Below are 25,836 nucleotides of genomic sequence, written 5' to 3' on the forward strand. Positions count from 1 at the left end.
CATCGTCAGACGGCGCTTTGCGCCGCTGGCCGCGCTCATATGTCGGAACGACATGTTCGCGGTGGGAGCCGGGACGACCCGGGGCTTAGTCGTTGTGGCTGCTTCCTTCCGGATCTGACCAAGTTGGCGACGACCACGTCCGCCCGACTCCCGCGGCGCATATGGCGGGGTCGGGCGGGATGATCAAGCCGCTTTAGCTTGAAGCGGGTTCAGCGCCCCGGCTCAGCGGTTGTAGCGGACCGTGCGGCAGATGCGCTGGCGATGATGGTTGCGATAGACGTTGCGGCAGACCTGACGCGTGCGGACGACATGGCGACGGTAGCCAGGGCGACGGTCGTCATGGCGAACGACGGTGCGCTCATGGACGACGGTACGCTGCGCCGAGGCTTCGGCCGCGATGCCGACGGGGGCAAGGCCGGTCAATGCGACGAGACCGGCGGCGGCGATGGTGAACAACTTCATGATACTCTCCTTTTGGGTGCGGGGCCTCCCGACCCCGGCAACCTATGTTATCAAACTAAAGGGGTTCGTTACGGTTCCGTACTAGCGGCGGAAGCAGCGACGAACCGGGCCATAATAGTCACGCTCTATCCGGCAGACGACGCGCGAGCGGCCGTATCCGCGAGGTCCGCGATAGCCGTAGCCGCCGCGATAGCCGTAGTCGCCACGATACCCGCCGCCATAGCCACGATAGCCGCGATCCCTGCCGCGCCAGCCACGGTCGCCGTGCCAGCCGCGATTGCCATGCCAGCCACGATCGCCGTGCCAGCCACCACCGTGGCGGGGGCCGTCCCAGCCGTGGCGTTGCGCATCGGCGGGGGCCGAGGCGAACAGCGTTCCGGCGGCCAGCGCGCCGGCGGCGAACATTGCGATGATCTTCATGTTCGGTACTCCTCTCAAGACCTCGTACATTGAGGCGATGAGGGGATAATCCGCTCCCGGCCGTGCACGTTCCCTGAACCGGCCGTTGTCTTCCTGTAAGCTTTGCTGTCGTTTATTCCGGGATGCGGACGGTCAAGCCGTCGAGCGCTTCGGTCAGGCGGATCTGGCAGGCGAGACGACTGGTGCGCGTCGCATTGTGCGCGAGATCGAGCATGTCCTCCTCGTCCTCGCTCGCCGGCGGTAGGCTGGCGAAGTCGGCGGGGTCGACGATGACGTGGCAGGTCGCGCAGGCGAGCTGGCCTTCGCAGGTGCCTTCGAGCGGCTGGTTATGCGCCTGTGCGGCGTCCAGCAGGCGGTCGCCGGGGGTTGCGGAGGTCGTCGTTGCGGTGCCGTCGCGGGCGATGAAGCGGACGATCATGGCCATTGCGCCTCGGCGGCGGCAACGATCGTATCGATCGCGTCGCGGAGTTCGGTTTCGGTGGTATAGCGGCCGAAGCCGAGGCGGATGCTGGACCGCGCCTGCGCTTCGGTAAGGCCGATCGCGCGGAGGACGTGGCTGGAGCGGCCAGACCCGCTGGCGCAGGCGGACCCGGCGGAGAAGGCGATCTCGCGAAGGTCGGACATCAGGCGGTTTACGTCGAGATTTGCACGGTGGACGTTTAGGTTGCCGTGATAGCGATGTTCGGTCGAGCCGTTGATGGTCCATTGGGGGCCTAGGCGGTCGAGCGCGAGCGACCAGAGACGGTGGATGTGCGCGACGTCCTCGTCCTTGCGGTCGGCCATGAGTTGTGCGGCGATGCCGAAACCTGCGCAGAGTGCCGGTGACAGCGTGCCCGAGCGGCCGGGGGCTTCCTGCCCGCCGCCGTGCATCAGCGGCGCGAGGTCGATGCCGTCGCGGATCCAGAGTGCGCCGATGCCTTTGGGGCCGTGGATCTTGTGCGCGGAGATCGTGATCAGGTCGACGGTGTCGGGGATCGGAACGCGGCCATAGCCTTGTACCGTGTCGCAGAGCATCAGCGCGCCGGCTGCGTGGGCGATCTCGGCGAGCGCGGCGATCGGCTGGATGACGCCGATCTCGTTGTTGACGAGCATCGCGGCGACGAGCCCGGTGCCGGGTTGGATCACGGCGCGGGCTTGGTCGAGGTCGACCACGCCATCGGGGCCGACGGGAATAACCGTGACGGGGCGTTTCTTCACCGCTTCGGCTGCGACCGTGTCGAGGACGGCGGCGTGTTCGGTGGCGAGCGTCGTGACGGCGCCGGTCGTGCCCTTGATCGCCCAGTTGAGCGCTTCGGTTGCGCCGCTGGTGAAGGCGACGCGGCCACCGGGGGGGAGCAGCGCGGCGACATGGTCGCGGGCGACTTCGACGGCTGCTTTGGCGCGGCGACCTTCGCGGTGGGGGGAGTGCGGGTTGGCGTGTTGCGAATCGAGCCAGGGAAGCATGGCGGCGAGCGCTTCAGGCGCGAGCGGGGTAGTTGCCTGGTAGTCGAGGTACGTCATGCCCCCAGTCTCCCAGGGCGCTTTATGTCCTGGGCGATCCGCGTCCAGGCTTCGGCGAACTTCGCGACGTCTTCGGGTGTCGTGGTCCAGCCGAAGCTGACGCGGACGACTTCGGCGGCGGCTTCGGGGGGATAGCCCATCGCGGCGAGGACGTGGCTTGGGCGCATGCTGCCCGACGAGCACGCGCTGCCCGCGGAGACGGCGAACCCGGCCATGTCGAGGCGGATCAGCTGCGCGGCGGAACTGACGCCGGGCATGCGGTAGGAGGCGATCGTGGGGATGCGGGGGGAGTTTTGCGCGACGATCTCGCCGCCGCTCGCGAGGATGGCTTCGTCGAGTTCGGCGCGAAGATCGGCCATGCCCGGGAACCAGTCGCAAGGGGCTTCGAGTGCGGCGGCGAACCCGAGCGCGCCGGGGAGGTTTTCGGTGCCGCCGCGGTAACCGCGCTCCTGCCCGCCGGTCGGGTCGAGCATCCCGAGATCGCGGATCAGCAGCGCGCCGATGCCGGGAGGGCCGCCGAGCTTGTGTGCGGAGACGATGATAAGGTCGGCTTCGGGGAGCGGGAGCTTGCCGGCGGTTTGGGAGCAATCGGCTATCCAGAGACCGGTGGGGCGATCCTGGAGAACACCTGTTTCGCTGTTGGCGGACTGGAGTGCGATCGTCTGGGTTCCCTCCCCGTTCGTGACGGTACCGCCGGCATCGACCTCCAGCATCACCGGCTGTTCGGCCGCGCGGAGGACCGCATCATGCTCGACCGCCGCCACCGCGACACCCGGGCGGCCACGCAGCGCCAGCGCTGCGGACTCGCTCGCGCCGCTGGTGAGGATCACGTGCTGCGGCCAGTCCAGCGCCTGCGCGATCCGCTTCCGCGCATCCTCCAGCGCAGCCCGCGCCGCGCGTCCCTCGGCATGCGGCGAGGACGGGTTCGCCCAGCGCGCCATGCCTTCCGTCACCGCCGCGATGGCCTCTGGGCGCATCGGCGTGGTGGCGGCGTGATCGAGGTAGATACGCGAGTCGTTACGGGCCAGGGTCGGTTCCAATTGCGAAAAGGGGCTCGTTCCCTATATAGCGTCGATAATCCGGCACTCCACCCGAGTGCGTATCCCAGCTCGCGAGTGCCTATGCCAGAAGTCATTTTTCCCGGTCCCGAAGGCCGTCTCGAAGGTCGTTTTGCGCCGGGGCCACGTCCGCGCGCACCCGTCGCGATGATCCTGCACCCGCATCCGTCGGCCGGTGGCACGATGAACAACGCGATCGTGCAGCAGCTCTACAAGACCTTCCAGCGGCGCGGCTTCGCGACGTTGCGGTTCAACTTCCGCGGTGTCGGCAAGAGCCAGGGCGTGTTCGACAATGGCGTCGGCGAACTGAGCGATGCGGCGAGCGCGCTCGACTGGGTGCAGAGCTTCCACCCCGAGGCGCAGACGACTTGGATCGCGGGCGTCAGCTTCGGCGCGTGGATCGGCATGCAGCTGCTGATGCGTCGGCCTGAGATCCGCGGGTTCATCTCGGTCGCACCACCGGCGAATTTGTACGACTTCACGTTCCTCGCGCCTTGCCCGTCGAGCGGGATCATCATCCAGGGCGAGGCCGACGAGGTCGCGACGCCTGGGGCTACGCAGAAGCTGGTGGATAAGCTGCGGACGCAGAAGCACATCACGATCCATCACGACACGATCCCGAAGGCTAACCACTTCTTCGAGCATGAGATGCCGGAGTTGATGGGGAGCGTGGACAAGTATCTGGATATGCGTCTCGACCCGAACTCTCCGATCCGGTAATTTTCCTTCTCCCCTCGGGGAGAAGGTGGCGCGCTAGCGTCGGATGAGGGGGAGTTGGGATGGGCGATCGCTCGCCAACTCCCCTCTCCCTTCCCACCGCAAGCGCGGCGGGCCCCTTCCCTCTCCCCACAGGGGCGAGGGAGTTAGAGGGTCCAGATTGCTACGTTGGCTAGCAGGACTGCGGCCATTATCAGCATCAGGACGCCCTTCTTTGTATCGCGCTTCTTCGCGATCAGCGCGATGCCGCCGATCAGGCAGGCGAACATGCCCAGCATTGCTATGGCGGGAGCCGCAGCGGCGATCGAGGTCAGTGCGGGGTTCATGCTGCCATCGCCTTCGCGTAGGCGGCGAGGTCGACGTTGCCGCCGGACAGGATGACGAGCAGGCCGGGTTCGAGCTTCACCTTGCTGGAAAGGACCGCCGCCAGCCCAACTGCGCCGCCGGGTTCGATGACCAGCCGCAGTTTCTCCGCGGCCCATCGCTGCGCTGCGGCGATCTCCGACTCGCTGACCGCTACGCCGGTCGCGTCGCGGCGGGAGAGGACGTCGAAGGTCAGCGGCGATACGCGTAGGGTCTGGAGCGAGTCGCAGGCGGTCGGCGGGGGGTTGGGGCCGACGGGTTCGATCCATGACGCCTCCAGGGAGCGGCGCATGTCGTCCCAGCCCTCGGGTTCGACGACGGTGATCGCGCTGTCCTTCAAGGCCAGCGCGATGCCTGCCGACAGGCCGCCGCCCCCGCAGGGGATGACGACGCGGCTTGGTACGCCCATGCCTAGCGCTGCCATCTGTGCTGCTGCCTCGATCCCAGCGCTCCCCTGCCCCTCGATGATCCACGGGTCGTCGAAGCTCGGCACCAGCGTTGCGCCCCGCGCTTCGGCCAGCCCTGCGGCGATCGTTTCGCGGCTTTCGGTGGCGCGGTCGTAGGTCACTACCTCCGCGCCCAGTGCCAGGGTCGACTCGCGCTTCAGGCGTGGCGCATCCGACGGCATCACGATCGTCGCTGCGATGCCGAGGCGTTTCGCCGCCCAGGCAACACCCTGCGCGTGATTGCCCGAGGAGAACGCGACGACGCCTTTTTGTCGTGTCACGTCGTCCAATGCGGTGAGCCGATGCCACGCGCCGCGAATCTTGAAGGCGCCGATTGGTTGCAACGACTCGGCCTTGAAAGCGACCGGTACACCCTTGATTTCACTGATAAACAGTGGCGTCGGCGGGAGTATCCGGGCGATCTTCTCCGCGGCGTCGCGGACGCCCGCCCGCGTCGGTTGTCGCAAAATCGTCACACACCGTCTCCTATCCGCCAAACGCTATTTACATGGGGGGCGCGTAACCCTAGATCGCGCTTCCGCTGCCCCATGGGACTTCCAACCGCAAGGCAGTGTTTTTGTAATTTGTCTCAGGACATTGGAGGTCCCTTGAATTGGTCAAGCATCATATCGCGCTGGGGTTAGCGAAAGCCCATTCGACCGCCGACACCTCCCACATCGGGAGCGGCATCGACATCGCTAAAGGGCGTCCGGTCAATCCGGTCACGCTCGTTCGTCCGCACGCTGCTGCGCGCGCCGCTCGGTTCTTCGTCGAGAAGTTCCCGGGTCGCTCGATGTATGCGGTGAAGGCGAACCCGTCTCCCGAACTCCTGCAGATCCTGTGGGACAATGGCATCACGCATTACGACGTGGCGTCGATCGCCGAAGTGCGCCTGGTCGCACGGACGCTTCCCAAGGCTACGCTGTGCTTCATGCACCCGGTCAAGGCCGAGGAAGCGATCGCCGAGGCGTATTTCACGCACGGCGTCCGCACCTTCAGCCTCGACAGCCTGGAAGAGCTCGACAAGGTCGTTCGCGCTACGAAAGCCGCCGCCGACCTGACGTTGTGTGTGCGCCTGCGCGTGTCGTCGGAGCATTCGAAGCTGTCGCTGGCGTCGAAGTTCGGTGCAGCCCCGCATGAAGCCAAGGAACTGCTGTTCGCGGCCCGCCAGGCTGCGGACGCGCTCGGCATCTGCTTCCATGTCGGTTCGCAGGCGATGACCCCCGAGGCCTATTCGAACGCGATGGAGCGCGTCCGTGCGGCGATCGTCGAGGCGGCGGTCACGGTCGACGTCATCGACGTCGGCGGCGGCTTCCCGTCCTCGTATCCCGGCATGGAGCCCCCGCCGCTCGAGCATTTCTTCGAGACGATCCACCGTGCGTTCGAATCGCTGCCCGTCAGCTATTCGTCCGAGCTGTGGTGCGAGCCGGGCCGGGCGCTGTGCGCGGAATATTCGTCGATCATCGTGCGCGTCGAAAAGCGTCGCGGGACCGAGCTGTACATCAACGACGGTGCGTATGGCGCGCTGTTCGACGCGGCGCATATCGGCTGGCGTTTCCCGACCGAGCTGCTTCGTGAGCCGGACAGCCGTGCGAAGGACATGGAGTTCAGCTTCTATGGTCCGACGTGCGACGACATGGATTACATGGTCGGCCCGTTCATGCTGCCCGCGGACACGCAGGCCGGCGATTATATCGAGATCGGCATGCTCGGCGCGTATGGCTCGGCGATGCGGACCGCGTTCAACGGGTTCGGATCGGACGAGACGGTGATCGTGACGGACGAGCCGATGGTCTCGCTGTATGACGAGCGCTTCCAGGACCTCGCGTCGAACGTCGTCAAGCTGTAACCAAGCTTTAGTACCGCGCCCTTCTTCCTCCCCTCCCGTTTACGGGAGGGGTCGGGAGAGGGCTTGTCCGCGAGCGTGGCGTTCGCGGATATTTCAGTCCCTCCCCTAACCCCTCCCGCAAGCGGAAGGGGGATTTATGGAGCATGTTATGACCGAAGACACCCGCATCGACGCGCAGCGCAAGGCGGAACTCCTTTCCACCACCGTCGAGCATATCGACATCACCAGCTTCGACGCGCGGCCGATCGTCGACGCGATGAAGAAGATGTCGTTCACCAGCCGCGATCTGGGCCGTGCGACCGACATCTACAACCAGATGCTGGCCGACAAGGACTGCACGATCTTTCTCGTGATCGCGGGCTCGACGAGCGCTGGCGGTTGCATGGACCTGTATGCCGAGCTGCTGCGCAACAACATGATCGACGGCATCGTCGCGACCGGCGCGACCATCGTCGACATGGATTTCTTCGAGGGCCTCGGCCACAAGCATTATCAGGCGCTCGAAGTGCCGCACGACGACGTGCTGCGTTCGCTGATGATCGACCGGATCTACGACACCTATATCGACGAGGAAGAGCTTCAGCACGTCGACCACACGATCTTCGAGATCGCCGAGACGCTCGAACCACGCGCCTATTCGAGCCGTGAGTTCATCCGCGAGATGGGCAAGTACCTCGTCGAGCACGGCAAGAAGGATAACAGCCTCGTCAAGCTCGCTTACGAGCATGACGTGCCGATCTTCTGCCCGGCGTTCGTCGATTCGTCGGCGGGCTTCGGTCTGGTCAAGCACCAGGTCGACGCGGTGAAGGCGGGCAAGCCGTACATGGTCCTCGACGCGATCGCCGATTTCCGCGAACTCACCGAGATCAAGATCAAGGCGGGCACCACCGGGCTCCTCATGATCGGCGGCGGCGTGCCGAAGAACTTCATCCAGGACACCGTCGTCTGCGCCGAGATCCTCGGTCACGACGACGTCCAGGTGCACAAGTACGCGGTGCAGATCACGGTCGCCGACGTGCGCGACGGTGCTTGCTCGTCGTCGACGCTGCAGGAAGCGGCATCGTGGGGCAAGGTGAATACGGGGATCGAGCAGATGGTGTTCGCTGAAGCCGGTTCGGTCATGCCGCTGCTGGCGTCGGACGCGTATCATCGTGGGCTTTGGAAGGACCGTCCGGTCCGCAAGTGGGGCGCGAGCTTCGACAAGGCCTGAGGCTAGCTGATCCTCCTTGCAAGGTGGCGCTGGCGCGAAGCGGCGGAGGGGGAGGCGGCGATAACGCTGGTTGCCCTCTCCTCCCCCTCCGTCAGGCAAGCGCCTGCCACCTCCCCCTGGCGGGGGAGGATTAGAGATACCGTTGCCCCCTCCGGGCAATTGATGCAGCCTCCTCCGGATAACCGGGGGAGGCTTTTTCATGCACAGCGAGATCCTGCGACCGATGGTCGTGCTGATCGCGTGGACGCTCGTGATGCTGGGCTGGACGCTCGCGACGCGGTTGCCGGCGATGAAGGCGGCCGGCGTCGATATGGGCAAGCTCGTCGGCACCAAGGCGTCCGACGCGGATCGATCGCTGCCTCCGCAGGTGCAATGGAAGGCGCACAACTACAATCACCTGATGGAGCAGCCGACGTTGTTCTACGCGGTGTGTGCCGTGCTCGCGCTGAGCGGCACGGGCAGCGGCGTCAATGCCTGGATCGCCTGGGCCTATGTCGGGCTGCGGATCGCCCACAGCCTCGTCCAGGCGACTAGCAACCGCGTCAGGGCCCGCTTTCTCTTCTTCATGCTATCGAGTCTGATGCTCGTCGCACTCACGCTGCATGCCGCGCTCGCCGTGTTTTGATAAAGACCGCGAATAATCGCCGATCGCAGCGCCCGCCTCTCCCCGAACGCGATCCGATCGTCTAGGAGTTTGCCATGACCTTCGATCGCCGTTCGCTGCTCACCCTCCCCCTCGCCGCCGGGCTGGCGCTTCCTGCATTCGCGCGGAGCGGTGCGCAGTTCACTGCTGCTCAGCCTCGCGCGACGGACGTGCCGATGTGGCCGCCCGCAGAACGGTTTGCGCTTTGGCCCGGTATTCCGCCAGGCGCGCCGAACCCGCTGCCGGTGCCGCAGCCGCGGATGCCGCGCTACCCCGATGGTTATCGCGATTTCCAGATGCGCGGCGTGGTGCGGCCCGAGGTCGGCGTCTTCCGCCCGGCTCGGCCCGACGGTCGCGCGGTCCTGATCCTGCCCGGCGGCGGCTATTCGATCACCTCGCTGCGCAACGAGGGCATCGACGTCGCGCGCGTCCTGAACGGTTTCGGCATCACCGCGTTCGTGCTGAGCTACCGGCTGCCGGGCGAAGGCTGGGCCGATCGCGCCGACGTCCCGCTATCGGATGCGCAGCGTGCGATGCGGCTGATCCGGGCGAACGCTCGCGCCTACGAGATCAGGGCGGAGAAGCTCGGCGTGCTCGGTTTCTCGGCCGGCGGGCACCTTGCCGGGTCCGTGGCGGTCCTACACGAGTTCAAGGCGTATCGTCCGGTCGATGCCGCCGACCGGCACTCTGCGCGTCCTGCTTGGGCGGGACTCATGTACGCGGTCTCGAACATGGACCCCGGCCGCAGCCACGGCGGATCGCGCGCGAATCTGCTCGGTCCTGATCCGCTGCCTGCGGTCCAGGCGCGCTATGCGATCGACCGACAGTTGAAGGCTGGCGACCCGCCACTGTTCCTCGTGCATGCCGACGACGACAACACGGTCCCAGTCGCCAACAGCGTCGATACGCTCGCCGCCGCCCGCCGCGCCGGCATCCCCGCCGAAGCGCATTTCCTCCAGCATGGCGGGCACGGCTTCGGCACGCGCCTATCGCCTCGGTCGCCTGGGTCGCTGTGGCCGCAATTGTTCGATCGGTGGATGGGCGAACTGGTCGCTGGCTGACCATGGTCGGTCAGTATCGCGGACCTATCCGTCCTCACCGACGTTTGTCCTGAAAGATCAGGAGAGCGCGATGACTAGTCCGCATGCCGAGCCCCGCGACGTCTTCCATGAAAATGGCGAGGTCGTGATCGACGGGCCGGATGGCGCAGTCATCGCAATGACCCCCGAAGCGGCGTTGCGCACGGCGGGTCGGCTGGATGAGGCAGCGCTCGACGAACTGGTCGCGCGCGCTCAACTAGCCGGCAATGCTGATTAATTATACCTCTCGCCCATCTCGGCGGAGCGCTATCATCAGTTGACCATCGGACGAGACCGTCGCCGTAACGTCCAAATAGTCGCGGATGCGCAGATGACGAGCATCGAGCGCGTGGCTGGTCCCATGGGTCGCAGTGATCACCAGAACATCTGCGCCTGCCGCCTCGCCTGCCGTGATCCCGGCAAGAGCATCTTCGAAGACCAGGCAATCGCTGGCCATGACGCCGAGTCGTTCCGCCGCGACAAGGAAACAGTCCGGTGCGGGCTTGCCGTTGGGGATATCGTCCGCGGCGATCATCGTTGCGGGAACCGGCAGGCCGGCGGCCTTGAGGCGAACCTCGGCGAGAGCGCGGGGGGCAGAGGTGACGATCGTCCAGCGTTCGGATGGCAGGCTGGCCAGGAATGCGGCGGCACCCGCGATCGGTTCGATATCGCCAACGTCGAGCATTTCGGCGGCAGTGATCGCGGCTGCCTCGGCGACCGGGTCGACGCCGGGGAGGTTCAGGCGGCGGACCGTCTCGACCGATTGCACGCCGTGGATCGTCGGCACGAACGTCGCCGCGTCGAGACCGTGGGCGATTGCCCATTTGGTCCAGGTCCGCTCGGCGGAGGCGATCGAGGTGAGGATCGTGCCGTCCATGTCGAACAGGAATGCGGCGTAGCTGCGGGTCAGGAGAGTCATTCGGGTGCTCGTGATGGGAATTGGTGGGTTGGGCAAGTGAGTTTGGCCTAGCCCGCTACACCACCCCGGCGAAGGCCGGGGCCCAATTGGCATGTCCGAGCTAACTACGCGATACCGCTAGTCAGCTTCGTTCCCCAATTGGGCCCCGGCCTTCGCCGGGGTGGTAGCGGTCGGTATTGGCCACACAAAGAAAAGGCCGCTCCGGTTTCCCGAAGCGGCCTGTATTCCTGCACCAAGCTAAAGCTTAGATGTCGTCGCCGAGTGCGCCCTTGACGCTGCCCTTGACGTTCTGCGCAGTGCCCTTGGCCTGCTGCGCTTCGCCTTCGGCTACCAGCTTCTCGTTGTCCGTCGCCTTGCCGACGGCTTCCTTGACGTTGCCTGCAACCTTGTTGCCCGCTGCTGCGACCTTGTCGGTGAACTCGCCCATCAGAGCCTCCACTTGTTATGCGGGCCCGCCAACCGGGCCGCTTGAACTTGCAAAGGTATAACGGCCGTCTTTACCGTGGGTTCCGTGACGTTTGCGTCATGACCTATGTTTCAGATCAGTCCCGCCAGCGGGCTAGACGGATCGGCATAACGACGCTGCCCCATCCGCCCGGCACGGTACGCCAGACGCCCCGATTCGACCGCGGCCTTCATTGCGGCGGCCATCATCAGCGGGTCCTTCGCCTCGGCAATGGCCGTGTTCATCAGCACGCCATCGCAACCGAGCTCCATTGCCACCGCCGCATCGGACGCGGTGCCGACGCCGGCATCGACCAGCACCGGCACCCCTGCCCCCTCGACGATCAGCCGGATCGTCACGCGGTTCTGGATGCCAAGGCCCGAGCCGATCGGTGCGCCGAGCGGCATGATCGCGACCGCGCCTGCGTTCTCGAGGCGTTTGGTGGCGATCGGATCGTCGACGCAATAGACCATCGGCTTGAAACCCTCGTTGGCGAGAATCTCGGTCGCGCGCAGCGTCTCGACCATGTCCGGATAGAGCGTCTTCGCCTCGCCGAGCACTTCGAGCTTCACCAATTCCCAGCCGCCCGCCTCGCGCGCCAGTCGCAGCGTGCGAATCGCCGACTCGGCATCGAAGCAGCCCGCGGTGTTGGGCAGGTAGGTGATCTTCTTCGGATCGATGAAGTCGGTCAGCATCGGCGCGTTGCGATCGGACACGTTGACGCGGCGCACGGCGACGGTGACGATCTCCGCGCCCGATGCCTCGACCGCGGCAGCGTTCTGCGCGAAGTCCTTGTACTTGCCCGTGCCGACGATCAGCCGCGACTTGAAGGTCTGGCCTGCGACCGTCCAGCTGTCCTCATGATCGCCACCACCGACAAAATGCACGATCTCGAGGTCGTCGCCGTCCTCGACCATGACGTCTGCCAGCGTCGAACGCGGCACGACCTCCATGTTGCGCTCGACCGCGATCTTCTCGGGCACGAGGCCGAGTTCGGTCGCGAGTCCAGCCAGCGAAAGACCGGCAGAGACGCGCTTGTGCTCGCCGTTGACGGTGATCGAGACGGTGCCATCGGAATGGGGCATGGGTACAGGGTCCACTATATAGCGACGGCGCGGCTCGACTTGACGCGAGACGAACCTGTAAGGAATGGCGTGACGCGCATATAGAGACCGCTCCGCAGCACCCGCAACCGAAAGGCCGCCCTTGCCCGATACGATATTCGTCCTGAACGGCCCCAACCTCAATCTGCTGGGAACGCGCGAGCCGGAAATCTATGGCGACGAGACGCTCGACGACATCGCCGGGATGCTGGAGGACCGCGCCCGCGAGCTCGACCTGGAGATCGACATGCGCCAGTCGAATCACGAGGGGCACCTCGTCGACTGGATCCAGGAGGCGCAGGCGCGCGGTGCCAAGGCGGTGATCCTCAACGCGGGTGCGTTCACGCACACCTCGGTCGCGGTGCACGACGCGATCAAGGGCGTGAAGACTCTAGTGATCGAGGTGCATCTTTCCAATCCCCACAAGCGTGAATCGTTCAGGCATGTGAGCCTGGTCGGGCAAGCGGCGAAGGGCACGATCGCGGGTTTCGGCGCGCTTTCGTATCTGCTCGCGCTTGAAGCCGTCGCACGGTTCTGACAGGAGGCCCCGCCATGAACGATACAACTGAAAACACGGGCGCAATGCAGGTCGACGTGACCCTGGTGCGCCAGCTCGCCGAACTGCTAGACACCACGCAGCTGACCGAGATCGAGGTCGAGGACGGCTCGCGCCGGATTCGCGTCGCACGCAAGGCGGCCCCAGCGGCCCCAGCGGCACCCGTCGCGCATTATGCGCCAGCGCCCGCCCCGGCCCCCGTCTCGGCACCGCTGTCGATCCCGCAGGCCGAGGTCGGCGCGTCCGCCCCCGCGATCAGCGCTAGCGCGGTCAAGTCGCCGATGGTCGGCACCGTCTATCTCGCCGCCAACCCCGAGGCGAAGCCGTTCTCGACCGTCGGCCAGAAGGTCAATGCGGGCGACACGCTGCTGATAATCGAGGCGATGAAGGTGATGAACACGATCGTCGCGCCGTCGGCCGGCACCGTGACCGCGATCCTGGTCGAAAACGGCCAGCCGGTCGAGTTCGACCAGCCGCTGGTCGTGGTCGAATAATGCCGCAAATCAAGAAGCTGCTCATTGCGAATCGCGGCGAGATCGCGCTGCGAATCCACCGTGCCTGTCACGAGATGGGCATCAAGACGGTCGCGGTGCACTCGACCGCCGACGCCGACGCCATGCACGTCCGGCTCGCGGACGAGGCGATCTGCATCGGACCGCCGTCCGCCGCCGACAGCTATCTGAACATTCCGAACATCATCTCGGCCGCCGAAATCTCGGGCGCGGACGCGATCCATCCCGGCTACGGCTTCCTCAGCGAGAACGCGCAGTTCGCCGAGATCGTCGAGCTGCACAACATCCTGTTCGTCGGGCCCAAGCCCGAGCACATCCGCACGATGGGCGACAAGGTCCAGGCGAAGCGCACCGCGGGCGCACTCGGGCTGCCGCTCGTCCCCGGGTCTGACGGCGCGATCAGCGACATCGCCGAAGCGAAGCGGATCGCCGAGAACATCGGCTATCCGGTGATCATCAAGGCGGCGTCAGGCGGCGGTGGTCGCGGGATGAAGGTCGTCAACGACCCCGACGATCTCGAAACGCAGATGCAGCAGGCCGGCAGCGAGGCGAAGGCCGCGTTCGGCGACGCCACCGTCTACATGGAAAAATACCTCGGCAATCCGCGGCATATCGAATTCCAGATCTTCGGCGACGGCAACGGCAACGCGATCCACCTCGGCGAGCGCGACTGCTCGCTCCAGCGCCGTCACCAGAAGGTGCTCGAGGAAGCCCCCTCGCCGATCATCACCGCCGAAGAGCGCGAGCGGATGGGCGGGATCGTCGCCAAGGCGATGGCCGACATGGGCTATCGCGGCGCGGGGACGATCGAGTTCCTGTGGGAAGCGGGCGAATTCTACTTCATCGAGATGAACACCCGGCTCCAGGTCGAGCATCCGGTGACCGAGATGATCACCGGGTTGGACCTGGTGCGCGAGCAGATTCGGGTGGCCGAGGGCCATCCGCTGACGCTCCGCCAGGAAGACGTTCAGTTCCGCGGTCACGCGATCGAATGCCGCATCAACGCCGAGGACCCGCGCACGTTCGCGCCGTCGCCGGGGCTGGTGAAGGTGTATCACGCGCCGGGCGGGATGCATGTGCGCGTCGATAGCGGGCTGTATGCCGGGTATCGCGTGCCGCCTTATTACGACTCGATGATCGCCAAGCTGATCGTCTACGGGACGACTCGGCAGGGTGCGTTGCGGCGGTTGCGGCGGGCGTTGGAGGAGATGGTGATCGAGGGCGTCACGACGACGATTCCACTGCACCGTGCGCTGCTCGACGATCCCGAGTTCCAGGAGGGTGCGTACACGATCAAGTGGCTGGAAGAGTGGTTGGCCAAGCAGGGGGCGTAACGCCTGACTTCCCCCCTCCCTGAAAGGGAGGGGCCGGGGGTGGGTCGGCCTGGGGCTGGCCGGAAATTCCCTCGAAACCGACCCACCCCCTACCCCTCCCTTCCAGGGAGGGGAGTTTTGACGGAGCATTCGTGAAGGCGACGATCTACCACAACCCGCGTTGCTCCAAGTCCCGCGAGGCGCTCGCGCTGCTGCAAGAGGCAGGAGCGGACGTCACGATCGTCGAATACCTCAAGACCCCGCCCTCCCGCGCGGAACTCGTCCGCCTCTACGACCGCGCCGGCATGACGCCGCGCCAAGGGCTCCGCATGGCCGAGGACGGCGCCAAGGCGGTCAAGCATGGCGACGCCGAGGCGATCCTCGACGCGATGATGATCGATCCGCTGCTGATCGAGCGCCCGCTGGTCGAGACCGACAAGGGCGTCCGGCTCGGCCGCCCGATCGCGCGGCTGCACGAGATCCTGTGATCGAGTCCCCTGCCCTTACATTGCACACGCACTCCCTAAGTGCCGCAATTTCGGGCAGTGATATCAACGATATTCCGCGGTTGCCCGAGGGCGCTGCGGCTGGCACGCTTGGTGCAAGGCGCCCTTCAGGGCGGACGGCTCGCTCGCAAGAGCGAGGGTTTCAACAATCGGGGGCGTACCTGTGAAAAAGATCGAAGCCATCATCAAGCCGTTCAAGCTGGATGAGGTGAAGGAAGCGCTGCACGAGATCGGCGTGAGCGGCATCACCGTGACCGAGGCCAAGGGTTTCGGCCGGCAGAAGGGCCACACCGAGCTGTACCGCGGCGCGGAATATGTCGTCGACTTCCTGCCGAAGGTGAAGCTCGAGGTCGTCGTCGAGGACGGTCTCGCGCAACGCGTCGTCGAGGCGATCGCCGCAGCCGCGCAGACCGGCCGGATCGGCGACGGCAAGATCTTCGTTATCCCGGTCGAGAGCGCGCTCCGCATCCGCACCGGCGAGCGCGACGACGACGCAATCTAGTTCCTAGCCATGCATATTGCGTTGACGACGAGTGACGACATCGTCATTTGACGCGACGCAACATTGTGTGGAAATTCCGTTCCATACCGCAATTAGATTCCCCGCATGATGCGGCGGAAATCTCAAAACGAAGGGCAAGCATCATGGCGAATTCGGCCTCCGACGTTCTCAATATGATCAAGGACCAGGAGATCGAGTGGGTCGATCTGCGGTTCACCGATCCCAAGGGCAAGTGGCAGCATCTGACGATGGTCGCGAGCCTAATCGGCGAAGACGAGCTGACCGACGGCCTGATGTTCGACGGCTCGTCGATCGAGGGCTGGAAGGCGATCAACGAGAGCGACATGACGCTCAAGCCCGATCTCGACGCGGTCTATGTCGATCCGTTCTCGGCGACGCCGATGATGATCCTGATCTGCGACATCAGCGATCCGTCGACCGGCGAGCTGTACGCGCGCGATCCGCGCTCGACCGCCAAGCGCGCCGAGGCGTATCTGCTGACCACCGGCGTCGGCGACACCGTGTATGTCGGCCCCGAAGCCGAATTCTTCATGTTCGACGACGTCCGCTTCGAGAACAGCTATTCGACCAGCTACTACAAGATCGACGACATCGAGCTGCCGGGCAATTCGGGTCGCGAATATGAGGGCGGCAACCTCGGCCACCGTCCGCGCGCCAAGGGCGGCTATTTCCCGGTCGCACCGGTCGACAGCGCCGTCGACATCCGCGGCGAGATGGTCTCGACGATGATCGAGATGGGCCTGCCCTGCGACAAGCATCACCACGAAGTCGCGGCCGCACAGCATGAGCTGGGCCTGACGTTCGGCACGCTGACGCAGACGGCGGATCGCATGCAGATCTACAAGTATGTCGTCCACCAGGTCGCGCATGCGTACGGCAAGACCGCGACGTTCATGCCGAAGCCTATCAAGGAGGACAACGGTTCGGGGATGCACACGCACTTCTCGATCTGGGAAGGCAAGACCCCGCTGTTCGCCGGCAACGGCTATGCGGGCCTGAGCGACATGTGCCTGTATTTCATCGGCGGCATCATCAAGCACGCCAAGGCGGTCAACGCGTTCACCAACCCGTCGACCAACAGCTACAAGCGCCTCGTCCCCGGTTACGAAGCGCCGGTGCTGCTCGCCTATTCGGCACGCAACCGCTCGGCATCGTGCCGCATTCCGTACGGCACCGGCCCCAAGGCGAAGCGCGTCGAAGTGCGCTTCCCGGACGCGCTGGCCAACCCGTATCTCGCCTATGCGGCGCTGATGATGGCGGGCATGGACGGCATCCTCAACAAGATCCATCCGGGCGAAGCGATGGACAAGAACCTGTACGACCTGCCGCCCGCAGAGCTCGCGCAGGTCCCGACTGTCGCGGGTTCGCTCCGCGAGGCGCTCGAATGCCTGCTCGCGGATCACGACTTCCTGCTGAAGGGCGACGTGTTCTCGAAGGACCAGATCGAGAGCTATGTCGAGATCAAGTACGCCGAGGTTGCGCGTTGGGAGATGACGCCTAGCCCGGTCGAGTATGACATGTACTATAGCGGCTGAGCCGTGCGGGCCGCACGGCGGTGCGCGAAAGCGCACAGCCGCTGTCGGCCGGCGTCGCGGGTAGCGACGACCGACGGCGTGGCTTTGCCACGTCGCTGATTTGGAAGAGGGCGCCCGGAGCAATCCGGGCGCCCTTTTTGTTTCAGGCCAGTCTCAATCCTGTCCTCACCCTTCCCACCCGGCAAGAGCCGCGCGGGCCCCTTCCCTCTCCCAATTGGGAGAGGGAGAGACGCCGAAGGCGGCGATGGGTGAGGACGGTTCCCCCGAAGCTTGTCTGCCCGCGAAGGCGGGGACCCAGTCTGGGCTCCCGCCTTCGCGGGAGAACGAGAAGGGGTAGCCTCGGTTAACTTCGCGCGTTGGGTCCGATTGATCGACTGCTTCCGCAACCCATATCCCAATCGCAACGCACCGCCCCCAAAACCCAAGGAACACCCGTGACCGAAGACAGCGGCAACAGCGCCGGACGCGCTATCCCCAGCGGCCGCCTCGCCCGTCTCGGCGTCTTCGGCAAACTCGCTGGCGGCGTCGCCGGCGGAGTCGTCGCAGAAGGCGCCCGCCGTCTAGCAAACGGAGAGCGCCCCAAGATCGGCGACCTCCTCCTCACCCCCGCCAACGCCACCCGCGTCGCCGATCAGCTCTCTCACCTCCGCGGCGCCGCGATGAAGTTGGGGCAAATGATCTCGATGGACGCGGGCGACATGCTCCCGCCCGAACTCGCGACCATCCTCGCGCGCCTGCGCAACAATGCGAACCACATGCCGCCGCAGCAGCTCGACCGCGTGCTCGCCGCCGAATGGGGCAAGGACTGGCGCCGCAAATTCGCACATTTCCAGGCGCACCCGGTTGCCGCCGCCTCGATTGGCCAGGTCCATCGCGCGCGCCTGCCCGACGGCACCGAACTGGCGATCAAGGTCCAGTATCCCGGCGTGAAGGAAAGCATCGACGCCGACGTCGACAACGTCGCGACGCTGCTGCGCGTGTCGGGCATGCTCCCCAAGTCGCTCGACATCGCGCCGTTGCTCGACGAGGCGAAGAAACAGCTTCACGAGGAAGCCGATTACCTCCGCGAAGCGCAGATGCTGGCGCGCTACGGCGAGTTGCTTGCCGACCAGCCGCAATTCGTCGTGCCCGCGCTTTATTCCGAGCTCACCACGCCCCGCGTCCTCGCGATGAGCTTCGTCACCGGCGTGCCCGTCGAGACGCTGGAGACCGCGCCGCAAGACGTCCGCGACCGCGTGATGCACGACCTGATCTCGGTCGTCCTGCGCGAACTGTTCGACTGGCGGCTGATGCAAACCGATCCGAACTTCGCCAACTATCGCTGGCAGCCCGAGACGGAAAAGCTCGTCCTGCTCGATTTCGGCGCCGCCCGCCCCCTCCCCGCCGAGACCGGCGAAGGCTATCGCCGCTTGCTCACCGCAGCCCTCGCCGGCGACCGCGACGCGGTGCGCGAAGCCGCGATCGCTGCGGGGTTCCTCGGCGAGGCGGCCGTACTCCAGCACCCCGCGCTGGTCGACCGGATGATCGACGTCATCCTCGTCGAACTCGCCAAGCCCGGCCCGTTCGATTTCGGTGATCGCGCGTTCGTCGGCGTGCTGCGCGAACAGGGCACCGAGATCGCGCGCGACCGCGATACCTGGTACCTGCCGCCGATCGACACGCTGTTCGTCCAGCGCAAGATCAGCGGCACCGCCCTGCTCGCCGCTCGCCTCAAGGCGCGGGTCGATATCCGCACGATGGTCGCCGCGTATTGCGACGGCGCGCCGTCGTGAGGATCAGCGCAGTTTGAGCGCGCGCTTCACCCCGGCCCAGCTGACGTATTTGAAGTTCTGCGTGGCCGGCGCATTGTCGCCATCCTGTGCGACCAACAGGCCTTGGGGGTAGGCAGGGCCGAAGTTGCCGAGCATCAGTTCGATCCCGTCGGTATCGCTCGTCCCGTCGATCGCGCCCCCGCCGATCCGGAAGCGACCGGCATAGGTGACGCCCGGCAGGCGGTAGAGCGTGTAGGCGTTATCGCCCTGGCTCGACACGACGAGATAGCCGCCGTTCCTGCCCGATGGGGCGAGCGCGAGGCCCTCCGCGTCGGCGACCAGCGTCTTGCCGTCGACCTTGGCGATCGGGGTTGCCGTGACCGGTACCGATGGGTCTGCGTCGAAGCGCCAAAGGCCGACATCTTCCTCGGCGACGTAGAGCTGCCCGGTGCGATCGTCGACGACGCAGCCTTCGGACTGGGTGCCGAGCTTCATCGAGCGGACCGTCGTGACCTTGGGCGCTGCGCCGGAGACGTCGATTGCGACCTGGTCGATGCGGCCGTCCTTGAGCACGACGAAGCCGAACAGCGCGTGATCGCGCGCGCGGGTCCAGAGGCACATGCCATACGCCTCGCCCGGACCGACCGGGAATCGGCCGATGGGCACGAGCTTTGCCGCCGCCGTGTCGAGCTTAAACAGCGAAACGTGCGCAGTGGCGATGTCGGCCCGGTCGCTGGCAGCGGCGATGACTCGTCCCCCGAGGTCGCGCAGGTCGACATTGTTGAGCCGCGCGGCCGGGGTAAAGCTGAGGCGCTTGCCCGCCAGGCTGTAGACGTGGATGCCGGCTTTCTTGTCGGTGCCGATGACGAGGCTCTTCGCCGGATTGCTCGCGTTACGCCAGATCGCGGGATCGTCCGCGGCATCGGCGGCGGTGTCGACCGGGTCGGTCTCGGCGGTTGCAGCGACTGTCGGCGCCTCGACCGCCACGGGGGTCGAGGTCGTTACACATCCCGCTAGCAACACCGCGATGAGGGGCAGCGCGCGCATCAGAACGTCACTCGCACGCCGCCGGTGTATCGCCGGCCGAACGTCTCATGCTCGATCGTGTAGGCCGAGGAACCGACATAGCGGCGGCCTGGGCCGTTCAGCAGATTGGCGAAATCGCCGTAAATCTCGACATTGCCGTTGATCGCATAGCGGACGGACGCGTCGAGTTCGTTGTCCTTGGCCCAGTAGAAATCGCCGCCATCGACACCGCGGACGACGCCACCGATCGTGTCGACCGCACCGATCGCATCGAGCCACGCCGACCGGTTCTGATAGGAAACGCGGGCCGAGAAGCCGTATTTTTCGTAATAGGCGATCAGATTGTAGATCGCGTCCGATGCGCCGGGCAGCCGTACTTTGCGCGACGGGATCGCGCCGGTTGCCGGCGTATCGGCACGGCTCTTATTGATCGTTGCATTGAGCTGCACGCCGAAGCCGCCCATCCAGTCGGGCAGGCCGAGATCGGCGGTGAAGGGGTCGAGCTGCTGCTGGATCGCGCCCTCTATCCCCATGATGTAGCCTTTGCCGCCATTGATGATCGTCGAGTAGACATAGCCCGACCGATCGACGCCGGCGGCGTTCAGGTTCGTCTGGCCGTAGGTCCGGGTCGAGTCGAACAGGACATCGGTGACGTCCTTGTAGTACGCGCCGATCGACAGGAAGCCGCGCGGCATCGTGTAATATTCGACGTAGAGATCGACGCCCTTGGCCTTTTCGGGCTTCGCGTCGGGGTTGCCGCCGGAGATGGTCGCGTTCGCGTCGTTGATGCTGAGATTGGGGCGCAACTGATCGTAGTCGGGACGTGCGGCGCCGGTGTTGAATGACAGCCGCGCCTTCATCCGGTCGTTGACGTCCCAGTTCACGTGCAAGCTTGGGTAGACGAGCGTCTGGCTCGACTTCACGTCGATCAAGCCGAGCGACGAGAACGCACGGGCATCGTTGCGGATATGCTCGACGCGCGCGCCACCGATGACGCTGCCCCAGTTGGTGGTCGTCGTCGCCATCGCATAGGCGGAATAGACCTTCTCGCCGACATCGTAGAAATTGGCGTCGGTGGACACGAACGGGCTGACCGCCTTGGCTTGCTCGACCAGCCCTAGGATTTTGTCCCGATCGAAATACTGGAAGGTGTAGCCGAGCGGGATCTCGCCCTGGAACCCGCCCGGCTTGGCGATGGCGGCGTACCCCGTCGGAATGCCCGCCGCGGCGAACTGTGCCGGCGTACTCAGCTCGAGCAGATACTCATTCGCGGTCTTGGTGCGATCGTCGTAGCGAAGGCCAGCCGCGAACACCGTCTGCGCGCCGAACACCGAGGCCTCGCGGCTGATGTCGAGCTTGGCGGTATAGGCTTCGGTCACGTCCTGCGCCTTCAGCGACCGCAAGCGGGCCAGCGTGCGCGGGAAGTCCTCGATCGACGTGACCTGAGCGCCGCGCGAGAAGGTGCCGTCGGCGTTGCGGATCGTGCGGAACAGCTGGACCTTGGCGAGCTGCGGGTCGGTCAAATTGTAGCCGACGGTCAAACGGTTGGCGGCGTTCGCGCCGTTGGTGCCGAACGACGGGCTGTCATAGTTCAGCTGCGCAGGCTGCGAGCGGTCGTCGATCGAGCGGGTGAAATTACCGCGCCATTTGACGTTCCAGGCGCCGAGTTCGTGATCGCCGCCGATAGTGTTCGTGAACACCGACTGCTTGTATTTGCGCACGGTGAAGTTCGAGTTGAGATCGATGCCGTAGACAGTGCCGAGCAGCGGCGTGTTGCCGGTGCAGACGTCGGCATAGCCGGTCGTGCCGGTCGCGGGGCGCGCGTTGACGGTGCAGGCGGCGGTGCCGTTGGGCGTGCGCGACTGCTGATCGTCGAGGTCGAAGATGTAGTTGTTGCGCTGTTCGTCGTCCTGGAACGCCGAGTAGATCGATTCCGCGAACAGCTTGTGGCCGGGCGCCGGGCGCCAGTCTAGCCGGGTCGACAGCGAGTAGTTCTTTCGCGTCAGGCGATACAGCTTGTTCTCGGTCTCGCGCGCCCAGTTGCGCGTCTCGAAGCCGGGGCGGCGATCGCGGTCGACCGCCTCGAAATCGGTCTCGAAATTGTCGGTGACCATGCCGCGACGATACAGGCTGGCGGACGAGACGATGCCGAACTCACCGATGCCGGTGTCGATCCGGTCGGAGATGACGAGCGAGCCCTCATATTCGGTCTTCTTGCCGAGTTCGACATGGCCGAGGCCGCCCTTGGCCTGCACCTTCATGCCCGGATAATCGAACGCGGATCGCGTGATGATGTCGACGTTGCCTGCGATCGTCTCGCCGGTCATGTCGGGGGTGACGGCCTTCCGCACGATGATCTGCGAGGCGATCGCGGAAGGGATCGAATCGAAGCGGGCGTCGCGGCCTTCGGGGCTGACGACGTTGATGCCGTCGATCGACAACGTAGTCCAGTTGATCGGTGCACCGCGCAGCGTGATGTAGCGTGCCTGGCCCTGGTCGCGCTGGACGCCGACGCCGGGAAGGCGGCTGACCGCCTGCGCGATATTCTGGTCGGGGAGGCGACCGATCGAATCGGAGGCGATGACCGAGACGAGCGAGGGGCTGGTCCGCTGGATCTGGAGCGCGGCGGCTTCGGACTCTGCGATCGGCCGCGAGCCGGAAACGACGATCTCGTCGCCCTCGCCCGCGTTCGCACCGACTTCGGTGGTCATCGCAACGTCGAGCGTCACTACGGCATCTGCGACCGTCACGGTCCGGTGCGCGTCGGGGAAGCCGACATAGCGGATCACGAGTTCGTGCGTGCCGGCGGGAACACCGACCAGCGAGAACCGCCCGGTGCGATCGACAACGGTCGACAGTTCGAGCGTCGGGATCGAGACCGATGCACCGTCGAGATAGTCGCCGCTGCCTGCCTGCGACACGGTACCGGTGATGCTCCCAAGTGCCCGCGGCGCGCTGACCGGGGTCGCGGCATCGGGACGCGCATAGGCGCTGGTGGCGGTCAGCGAAGTCAGCGCGCAGCCAGTCAGCAGCGCATGCGCGAGGACGCGACCGCGGACGCGGGTCGACAGGTTCGATTTCATGGTATTCCCCCGGGTGGTCCCGACTTCTTCAGCCGGCTTGGGAGGCGCGGTAGCGGCCGTGCATGGCACCGACGTTACTTTTGCATGACATTCACATGACAGCGGCGTCATCTGGAATAGGCTCACGTACGCGCGAGGATAAACCTACATTAAACCAACGTTAAAATCGCCGGACACGCGATTCTTATATTCGTAACGGACGTGCCACGACCGCCGCCTATCGCGCCCTTCAAGGCAAAGACTGCCGAAAAAGGGAAACTCTCGATGTTGAATTCAGCAAGCCTGCGCTTGCGGCTGCTGGCCGGCGCCGCCCTGACGGTCGCGATCGCGTCGCCAGCGTTCGCGGCCCCCGCGCCGACCGCCGCCAAGGATGCGGCGCCCGCTGCCGCTGCCGCGGACCCCGTGATCGATCCGGCCCCCGCAGCTGTGGAACCGGCCGACCAGACCGGTCTTGGCGAGATCGTCGTCACCGCGACCAAGCGCGAGACGAACCTCCAGAAGACGCCGATCGCGATCAACGTCCTGAGCAGCCAGGCGCTGACCGACCGTCACGTCCAGAGCCTGTACGATCTCGCCGACGGCGCCGTGCCGTCGTTGCGCGTTGCGACGTTCGAGGCGCGCCAGTCCGCGCTGACGATCGGTATCCGCGGCATCGTTCCGCTCGATGCCAACCAGCCCGCACGCGAGCAGGGCGTCGGCGTCTACATCGACGGTGTCTATCTCGGTCGCCAGCACGGCCTGAACGCCGCGCTGTTCGACGTCGACCGGATCGAAGTGCTCAAGGGCCCGCAGGGCACGCTGTTCGGTCGCAACACCGAAGGCGGCGCGCTCAGCATCGTCACCAAGGGCCCGAGCGGCAAATGGGGCGGCAGCGCAACCGGCGGGATCGCGAATTATGGCAGCTATAACGGTACGCTGCATGTCGACCTGCCCGAAACGTACGGCGTATCGCTGAAGCTCGACGGCGTCATCCAGCATCAGGACGCGACCACCAAGAACCCGCTCGCGGACCAGACCGGCTTCAATTATTATCATCGCCGCGGCTTCAAGGCGACCGCACGCGTCCGCCCGATTTCGGGCATGACCGCCGATTTCAGCTACGATAACGGCTACGACTCGAACAGCCCGTTCTACAGCCAGTTGCTCAACGTGAACCCGAACGGGTGCAAGGCCGGTGCGCAATCCGCGTCCCCTGCTTGCGCGCTGCCCGGCACCAACTACACGACGCTAACCGGCAGCGTGAAGCCGCTCCCGAGCCAGGTCGTCGTCAATGGCGACAGCCGCATGAAGGTCGCAGACATCGGCGTCCCTCAGCAGCCGAGCATCGACAAGACGCACGGTTTCACCTCGAACATTCGCTGGGACGTCGCGCCCGAGATCGAACTCCGCTCGATCACCGCATGGCGCGGCGTGAACGCGACGCAGTACGACAATAGCGGCGGCTATCACCGCGTCCCCGTCGTTGCCGCTGGCTGCGTCGGCAGTGCGTGCAACTTCAGCCGCTACAGCCTCGCCGACCTGCATCAGAACCAGTTCAGCCAGGAATTCCAGGCGGTCGGTACGGTCGGCCAGTTCGACTACGTCGCCGGGCTGTATTACTTCAACGAGCACATCAGCGACGACGCGGCGACGCCGAACTCGCTGGCGTTCAATTCGGCGCTGACGACGATCTCGGTGCTCGATCCCTGCACCGGGTCGGGCGGGTTCGGCTCGCTCGTGGGCTGTCGCTCGATCGATCGTGCCTCGGAAGTGCATTCGAAGAGCTATGCCGGCTATGGCCAAGTCACCTGGAACGCGACCGACCGCGTTCACCTGACCGCCGGTGGCCGCTACACGCGCGACGAGAAGCAGGGCGTGCTGCATTTCTCGCGTAACTTGAACTACGACACGGCGACCCAGGCCCAGTTGACCGCGGCCGGCTATGCGCCGCTCGACGCCACTTGGAACCGGTTCAATCCGATGGCGACGCTCGCCTATGACGCCAGTGACACGGTCCACGTCTATGCAAAATACGCAACCGGCTACCGTGCCGGCGGTGCCAGCTCGCGGACGTCCAACTACCAGACGTTCAACCCCGAGGACGTGAAGTCGTACGAGATCGGCGCCAAGACCGATTTCTGGAACCACCGCGCCCGCCTGAACCTTGCCGGCTACATCATGGATCGCAAGAACAGCCAGGTCGACATCAGCTCGATCCAGACGACCGCGTCGGGCAGCTTCAACAACCTCGTGACGATCAATGCGCCCGGCATCACCAAGATCCGCGGGATCGAGGCCGACCTGACCGTGCAGCCGGTCGACGGCCTGACGCTGACCGCGGGCTATGCCTACACCTACACGAAGATCCCGCCGGTGCTGATCACGTCGACCGGCGTGTATCAGAACTTCTACATCGTGTTCACGCCGCGCAACGCCGCCAACGGATCGGTCGACTACACGATGCCGATCGGCGCCATGGACCTGAAGTTCCACCTCGACGGCAACTACTCGCAGGCGACGCAGACCTTCGATCAGTTCGCGACCAAGAACGATCCGGCGTTCATCGCCAACGCCCGCCTCGCCTTGGCGAACATCCACGTCGGCGGCAGCAACGCGGTGACGATCTCCGCCTGGGTCCGCAACCTGTTCGACAAGCAGTATGTCTTCCGCCGCGACCCGTCGAACAGCCTGCCGGGCGCTCCGACGACCAACCTCACGTCGGGCAGCGTCAACAACGTGCTGGGCGACTACGGCAATTTCAACGCGCCGCGCACCTACGGCATGGAGGCTTCGGTCAAGTTCTGATCGGGCTTGCCGCGTAAAAATGGAAACCCGGGC

Annotated in this window: 26 protein-coding genes and 1 other RNA gene; 14 read left to right on the top strand and 13 right to left on the bottom strand. The window is 65.4% G+C overall.

Features of this window, described 5'->3' with window-relative positions; genetic code table 11:
- Positions 1 to 59: 59 nt before the first annotated feature.
- The 6 genes from ffs to J4O76_RS04245 all read right to left on the bottom strand — a co-directional run bounded on the left by ffs (position 60) and on the right by J4O76_RS04245 (position 3,422).
- Positions 60 to 153, bottom strand: an RNA gene (gene ffs / locus J4O76_RS04220) — signal recognition particle sRNA small type.
- 69 nt (positions 154 to 222) lie between these two features.
- The gene (locus J4O76_RS04225; protein WP_426280468.1) at positions 223 to 462 is read right to left on the bottom strand and encodes a hypothetical protein; all 240 of its coding nucleotides are present in this window, start codon (positions 460 to 462) and stop codon (positions 223 to 225) included.
- 81 nt (positions 463 to 543) lie between these two features.
- Positions 544 to 882 (bottom strand): hypothetical protein, encoded by a 339-nt coding sequence (locus J4O76_RS04230; protein ID WP_426280469.1) that lies wholly within the window; start codon positions 880 to 882, stop codon positions 544 to 546.
- Between the two features lie 112 nt (positions 883 to 994).
- The gene (locus J4O76_RS04235; protein WP_426280470.1) at positions 995 to 1,300 is read right to left on the bottom strand and encodes a 2Fe-2S iron-sulfur cluster-binding protein; all 306 of its coding nucleotides are present in this window, start codon (positions 1,298 to 1,300) and stop codon (positions 995 to 997) included.
- Entirely contained in the window at positions 1,297 to 2,382 is a 1,086-nt protein-coding gene (locus J4O76_RS04240; protein WP_426280471.1) for a cysteine desulfurase family protein, read from the bottom strand. The genes J4O76_RS04235 and J4O76_RS04240 overlap by 4 nt, the downstream gene beginning before the upstream one ends.
- The gene (locus J4O76_RS04245; protein ID WP_426280472.1) at positions 2,379 to 3,422 is read right to left on the bottom strand and encodes a cysteine desulfurase family protein; all 1,044 of its coding nucleotides are present in this window, start codon (positions 3,420 to 3,422) and stop codon (positions 2,379 to 2,381) included. The genes J4O76_RS04240 and J4O76_RS04245 overlap by 4 nt, the downstream gene beginning before the upstream one ends.
- Here J4O76_RS04245 and J4O76_RS04250 point away from each other — a divergent pair.
- Complete coding sequence (locus J4O76_RS04250; protein WP_426280473.1) at positions 3,375 to 4,160, top strand: alpha/beta hydrolase; 786 nt, start codon at positions 3,375 to 3,377, stop codon at positions 4,158 to 4,160. The two genes, J4O76_RS04245 and J4O76_RS04250, sit on opposite strands and share 48 nt — an antisense overlap.
- 143 nt (positions 4,161 to 4,303) lie before the next feature.
- Here the strand turns inward: J4O76_RS04250 and J4O76_RS04255 are convergent, their stop codons facing one another.
- Positions 4,304 to 4,483 carry a hypothetical protein gene (locus J4O76_RS04255; RefSeq protein ID WP_192238768.1) on the bottom strand — a complete coding sequence of 60 codons (180 nt, stop codon included), beginning with the start codon at positions 4,481 to 4,483 and terminating at the stop codon, positions 4,304 to 4,306.
- Positions 4,480 to 5,442: a threonine ammonia-lyase gene (locus J4O76_RS04260; protein ID WP_426280474.1), complete on the bottom strand. Its 963-nt coding sequence runs from the start codon at positions 5,440 to 5,442 to the stop codon at positions 4,480 to 4,482. Before J4O76_RS04260 ends, J4O76_RS04255 begins: the two co-directional genes overlap by 4 nt.
- A 137-nt stretch (positions 5,443 to 5,579) precedes the next feature.
- Here J4O76_RS04260 and J4O76_RS04265 point away from each other — a divergent pair, with 137 nt between their 5' ends.
- The 5 genes from J4O76_RS04265 (at position 5,580) to J4O76_RS04285 (ending at position 9,985) form a co-directional block, all read left to right on the top strand.
- Complete coding sequence (locus tag J4O76_RS04265; protein ID WP_426280475.1) at positions 5,580 to 6,815, top strand: type III PLP-dependent enzyme; 1,236 nt, start codon at positions 5,580 to 5,582, stop codon at positions 6,813 to 6,815.
- A 148-nt stretch (positions 6,816 to 6,963) separates the two neighbouring features.
- Positions 6,964 to 8,025: a 1,9-bis(guanidino)-5-aza-nonane synthase gene (locus J4O76_RS04270; RefSeq protein ID WP_426280476.1), complete on the top strand. Its 1,062-nt coding sequence runs from the start codon at positions 6,964 to 6,966 to the stop codon at positions 8,023 to 8,025.
- 199 nt (positions 8,026 to 8,224) lie between these two features.
- On the top strand, positions 8,225 to 8,650 hold the full coding sequence (locus J4O76_RS04275; RefSeq protein WP_426280477.1) for an MAPEG family protein: 426 nt from the start codon (positions 8,225 to 8,227) through the stop codon (positions 8,648 to 8,650).
- 74 nt (positions 8,651 to 8,724) lie between these two features.
- Positions 8,725 to 9,729 (top strand): alpha/beta hydrolase, encoded by a 1,005-nt coding sequence (locus tag J4O76_RS04280; protein WP_426280478.1) that lies wholly within the window; start codon positions 8,725 to 8,727, stop codon positions 9,727 to 9,729.
- 70 nt (positions 9,730 to 9,799) lie between these two features.
- Positions 9,800 to 9,985, top strand: a complete 186-nt coding sequence (locus J4O76_RS04285) for a hypothetical protein (protein ID WP_426280479.1) — start codon at positions 9,800 to 9,802, stop codon at positions 9,983 to 9,985.
- On the opposite strand, the gene J4O76_RS04290 is transcribed toward J4O76_RS04285, so the two are convergent.
- The 3 genes from J4O76_RS04290 to thiS all read right to left on the bottom strand — a co-directional run bounded on the left by J4O76_RS04290 (position 9,986) and on the right by thiS (position 12,196).
- Complete coding sequence (locus J4O76_RS04290; RefSeq protein ID WP_426280480.1) at positions 9,986 to 10,666, bottom strand: HAD-IA family hydrolase; 681 nt, start codon at positions 10,664 to 10,666, stop codon at positions 9,986 to 9,988. It lies immediately after the preceding gene.
- Between the two features lie 244 nt (positions 10,667 to 10,910).
- Positions 10,911 to 11,093, bottom strand: coding sequence for a CsbD family protein (locus J4O76_RS04295; protein WP_056050734.1), 183 nt, complete (start codon positions 11,091 to 11,093; stop codon positions 10,911 to 10,913).
- A gap of 110 nt (positions 11,094 to 11,203) precedes the next feature.
- Positions 11,204 to 12,196, bottom strand: a complete 993-nt coding sequence (thiS, locus tag J4O76_RS04300; protein WP_082441445.1) for a sulfur carrier protein ThiS — start codon at positions 12,194 to 12,196, stop codon at positions 11,204 to 11,206.
- A 121-nt stretch (positions 12,197 to 12,317) separates the two neighbouring features.
- On the opposite strand from thiS, the gene aroQ reads away from it, so the two are divergent.
- The 7 genes from aroQ (at position 12,318) to J4O76_RS04335 (ending at position 18,931) form a co-directional block, all read left to right on the top strand.
- Complete coding sequence (gene aroQ, locus J4O76_RS04305; protein WP_426280481.1) at positions 12,318 to 12,752, top strand: type II 3-dehydroquinate dehydratase; 435 nt, start codon at positions 12,318 to 12,320, stop codon at positions 12,750 to 12,752.
- A 14-nt stretch (positions 12,753 to 12,766) separates the two neighbouring features.
- Positions 12,767 to 13,264, top strand: coding sequence for an acetyl-CoA carboxylase biotin carboxyl carrier protein (gene accB, locus J4O76_RS04310; RefSeq protein ID WP_426280482.1), 498 nt, complete (start codon positions 12,767 to 12,769; stop codon positions 13,262 to 13,264).
- Complete coding sequence (gene accC / locus J4O76_RS04315; RefSeq protein ID WP_426280483.1) at positions 13,264 to 14,616, top strand: acetyl-CoA carboxylase biotin carboxylase subunit; 1,353 nt, start codon at positions 13,264 to 13,266, stop codon at positions 14,614 to 14,616. Before accB ends, accC begins: the two co-directional genes overlap by 1 nt.
- Before the next feature lie 131 nt (positions 14,617 to 14,747).
- Positions 14,748 to 15,083: an arsenate reductase family protein gene (locus J4O76_RS04320; protein ID WP_056052772.1), complete on the top strand. Its 336-nt coding sequence runs from the start codon at positions 14,748 to 14,750 to the stop codon at positions 15,081 to 15,083.
- A 181-nt stretch (positions 15,084 to 15,264) separates the two neighbouring features.
- Complete coding sequence (locus J4O76_RS04325) at positions 15,265 to 15,603, top strand: P-II family nitrogen regulator (RefSeq protein ID WP_055875939.1); 339 nt, start codon at positions 15,265 to 15,267, stop codon at positions 15,601 to 15,603.
- A gap of 143 nt (positions 15,604 to 15,746) precedes the next feature.
- The gene (gene glnA / locus J4O76_RS04330; protein ID WP_056062965.1) at positions 15,747 to 17,159 is read left to right on the top strand and encodes a type I glutamate--ammonia ligase; all 1,413 of its coding nucleotides are present in this window, start codon (positions 15,747 to 15,749) and stop codon (positions 17,157 to 17,159) included.
- 434 nt (positions 17,160 to 17,593) lie between these two features.
- Entirely contained in the window at positions 17,594 to 18,931 is a 1,338-nt protein-coding gene (locus tag J4O76_RS04335; protein ID WP_426280484.1) for an ABC1 kinase family protein, read from the top strand.
- A gap of 3 nt (positions 18,932 to 18,934) precedes the next feature.
- Here the strand turns inward: J4O76_RS04335 and J4O76_RS04340 are convergent, their stop codons facing one another.
- Positions 18,935 to 19,957, bottom strand: a complete 1,023-nt coding sequence (locus J4O76_RS04340) for a phytase (RefSeq protein WP_426280485.1) — start codon at positions 19,955 to 19,957, stop codon at positions 18,935 to 18,937.
- Positions 19,957 to 23,019, bottom strand: a complete 3,063-nt coding sequence (locus tag J4O76_RS04345; protein WP_426280486.1) for a TonB-dependent receptor — start codon at positions 23,017 to 23,019, stop codon at positions 19,957 to 19,959. Before J4O76_RS04345 ends, J4O76_RS04340 begins: the two co-directional genes overlap by 1 nt.
- A gap of 264 nt (positions 23,020 to 23,283) precedes the next feature.
- On the opposite strand from J4O76_RS04345, the gene J4O76_RS04350 reads away from it, so the two are divergent.
- Positions 23,284 to 25,803 carry a TonB-dependent receptor gene (locus J4O76_RS04350; RefSeq protein ID WP_426280487.1) on the top strand — a complete coding sequence of 840 codons (2,520 nt, stop codon included), beginning with the start codon at positions 23,284 to 23,286 and terminating at the stop codon, positions 25,801 to 25,803.
- Positions 25,804 to 25,836: the final 33 nt, after the last annotated feature.

Source organism: Sphingomonas sp. NFX23 (genome assembly GCF_049887795.1).
In the GTDB taxonomy this organism is placed as follows: Bacteria; Pseudomonadota; Alphaproteobacteria; order Sphingomonadales; family Sphingomonadaceae; genus Sphingomonas.

Coding starts and splice junctions, on each gene's coding strand:
- J4O76_RS04225 (WP_426280468.1), bottom strand. CDS start 462: ATGAAGTTGTTCACCATCGCCGCCGCCGGTCTCGTCGCATTGACCGGC.
- J4O76_RS04230 (WP_426280469.1), bottom strand. CDS start 882: ATGAAGATCATCGCAATGTTCGCCGCCGGCGCGCTGGCCGCCGGAACG.
- J4O76_RS04235 (WP_426280470.1), bottom strand. CDS start 1,300: ATGATCGTCCGCTTCATCGCCCGCGACGGCACCGCAACGACGACCTCC.
- J4O76_RS04240 (WP_426280471.1), bottom strand. CDS start 2,382: ATGACGTACCTCGACTACCAGGCAACTACCCCGCTCGCGCCTGAAGCG.
- J4O76_RS04255 (WP_192238768.1), bottom strand. CDS start 4,483: ATGAACCCCGCACTGACCTCGATCGCCGCTGCGGCTCCCGCCATAGCA.
- J4O76_RS04270 (WP_426280476.1), top strand. CDS start 6,964: ATGACCGAAGACACCCGCATCGACGCGCAGCGCAAGGCGGAACTCCTT.
- J4O76_RS04275 (WP_426280477.1), top strand. CDS start 8,225: ATGCACAGCGAGATCCTGCGACCGATGGTCGTGCTGATCGCGTGGACG.
- J4O76_RS04280 (WP_426280478.1), top strand. CDS start 8,725: ATGACCTTCGATCGCCGTTCGCTGCTCACCCTCCCCCTCGCCGCCGGG.
- J4O76_RS04285 (WP_426280479.1), top strand. CDS start 9,800: ATGACTAGTCCGCATGCCGAGCCCCGCGACGTCTTCCATGAAAATGGC.
- J4O76_RS04290 (WP_426280480.1), bottom strand. CDS start 10,666: ATGACTCTCCTGACCCGCAGCTACGCCGCATTCCTGTTCGACATGGAC.
- J4O76_RS04295 (WP_056050734.1), bottom strand. CDS start 11,093: ATGGGCGAGTTCACCGACAAGGTCGCAGCAGCGGGCAACAAGGTTGCA.
- thiS (WP_082441445.1), bottom strand. CDS start 12,196: ATGCCCCATTCCGATGGCACCGTCTCGATCACCGTCAACGGCGAGCAC.
- accB (WP_426280482.1), top strand. CDS start 12,767: ATGAACGATACAACTGAAAACACGGGCGCAATGCAGGTCGACGTGACC.
- accC (WP_426280483.1), top strand. CDS start 13,264: ATGCCGCAAATCAAGAAGCTGCTCATTGCGAATCGCGGCGAGATCGCG.
- glnA (WP_056062965.1), top strand. CDS start 15,747: ATGGCGAATTCGGCCTCCGACGTTCTCAATATGATCAAGGACCAGGAG.
- J4O76_RS04340 (WP_426280485.1), bottom strand. CDS start 19,957: ATGCGCGCGCTGCCCCTCATCGCGGTGTTGCTAGCGGGATGTGTAACG.
- J4O76_RS04345 (WP_426280486.1), bottom strand. CDS start 23,019: ATGAAATCGAACCTGTCGACCCGCGTCCGCGGTCGCGTCCTCGCGCAT.
- J4O76_RS04350 (WP_426280487.1), top strand. CDS start 23,284: ATGTTGAATTCAGCAAGCCTGCGCTTGCGGCTGCTGGCCGGCGCCGCC.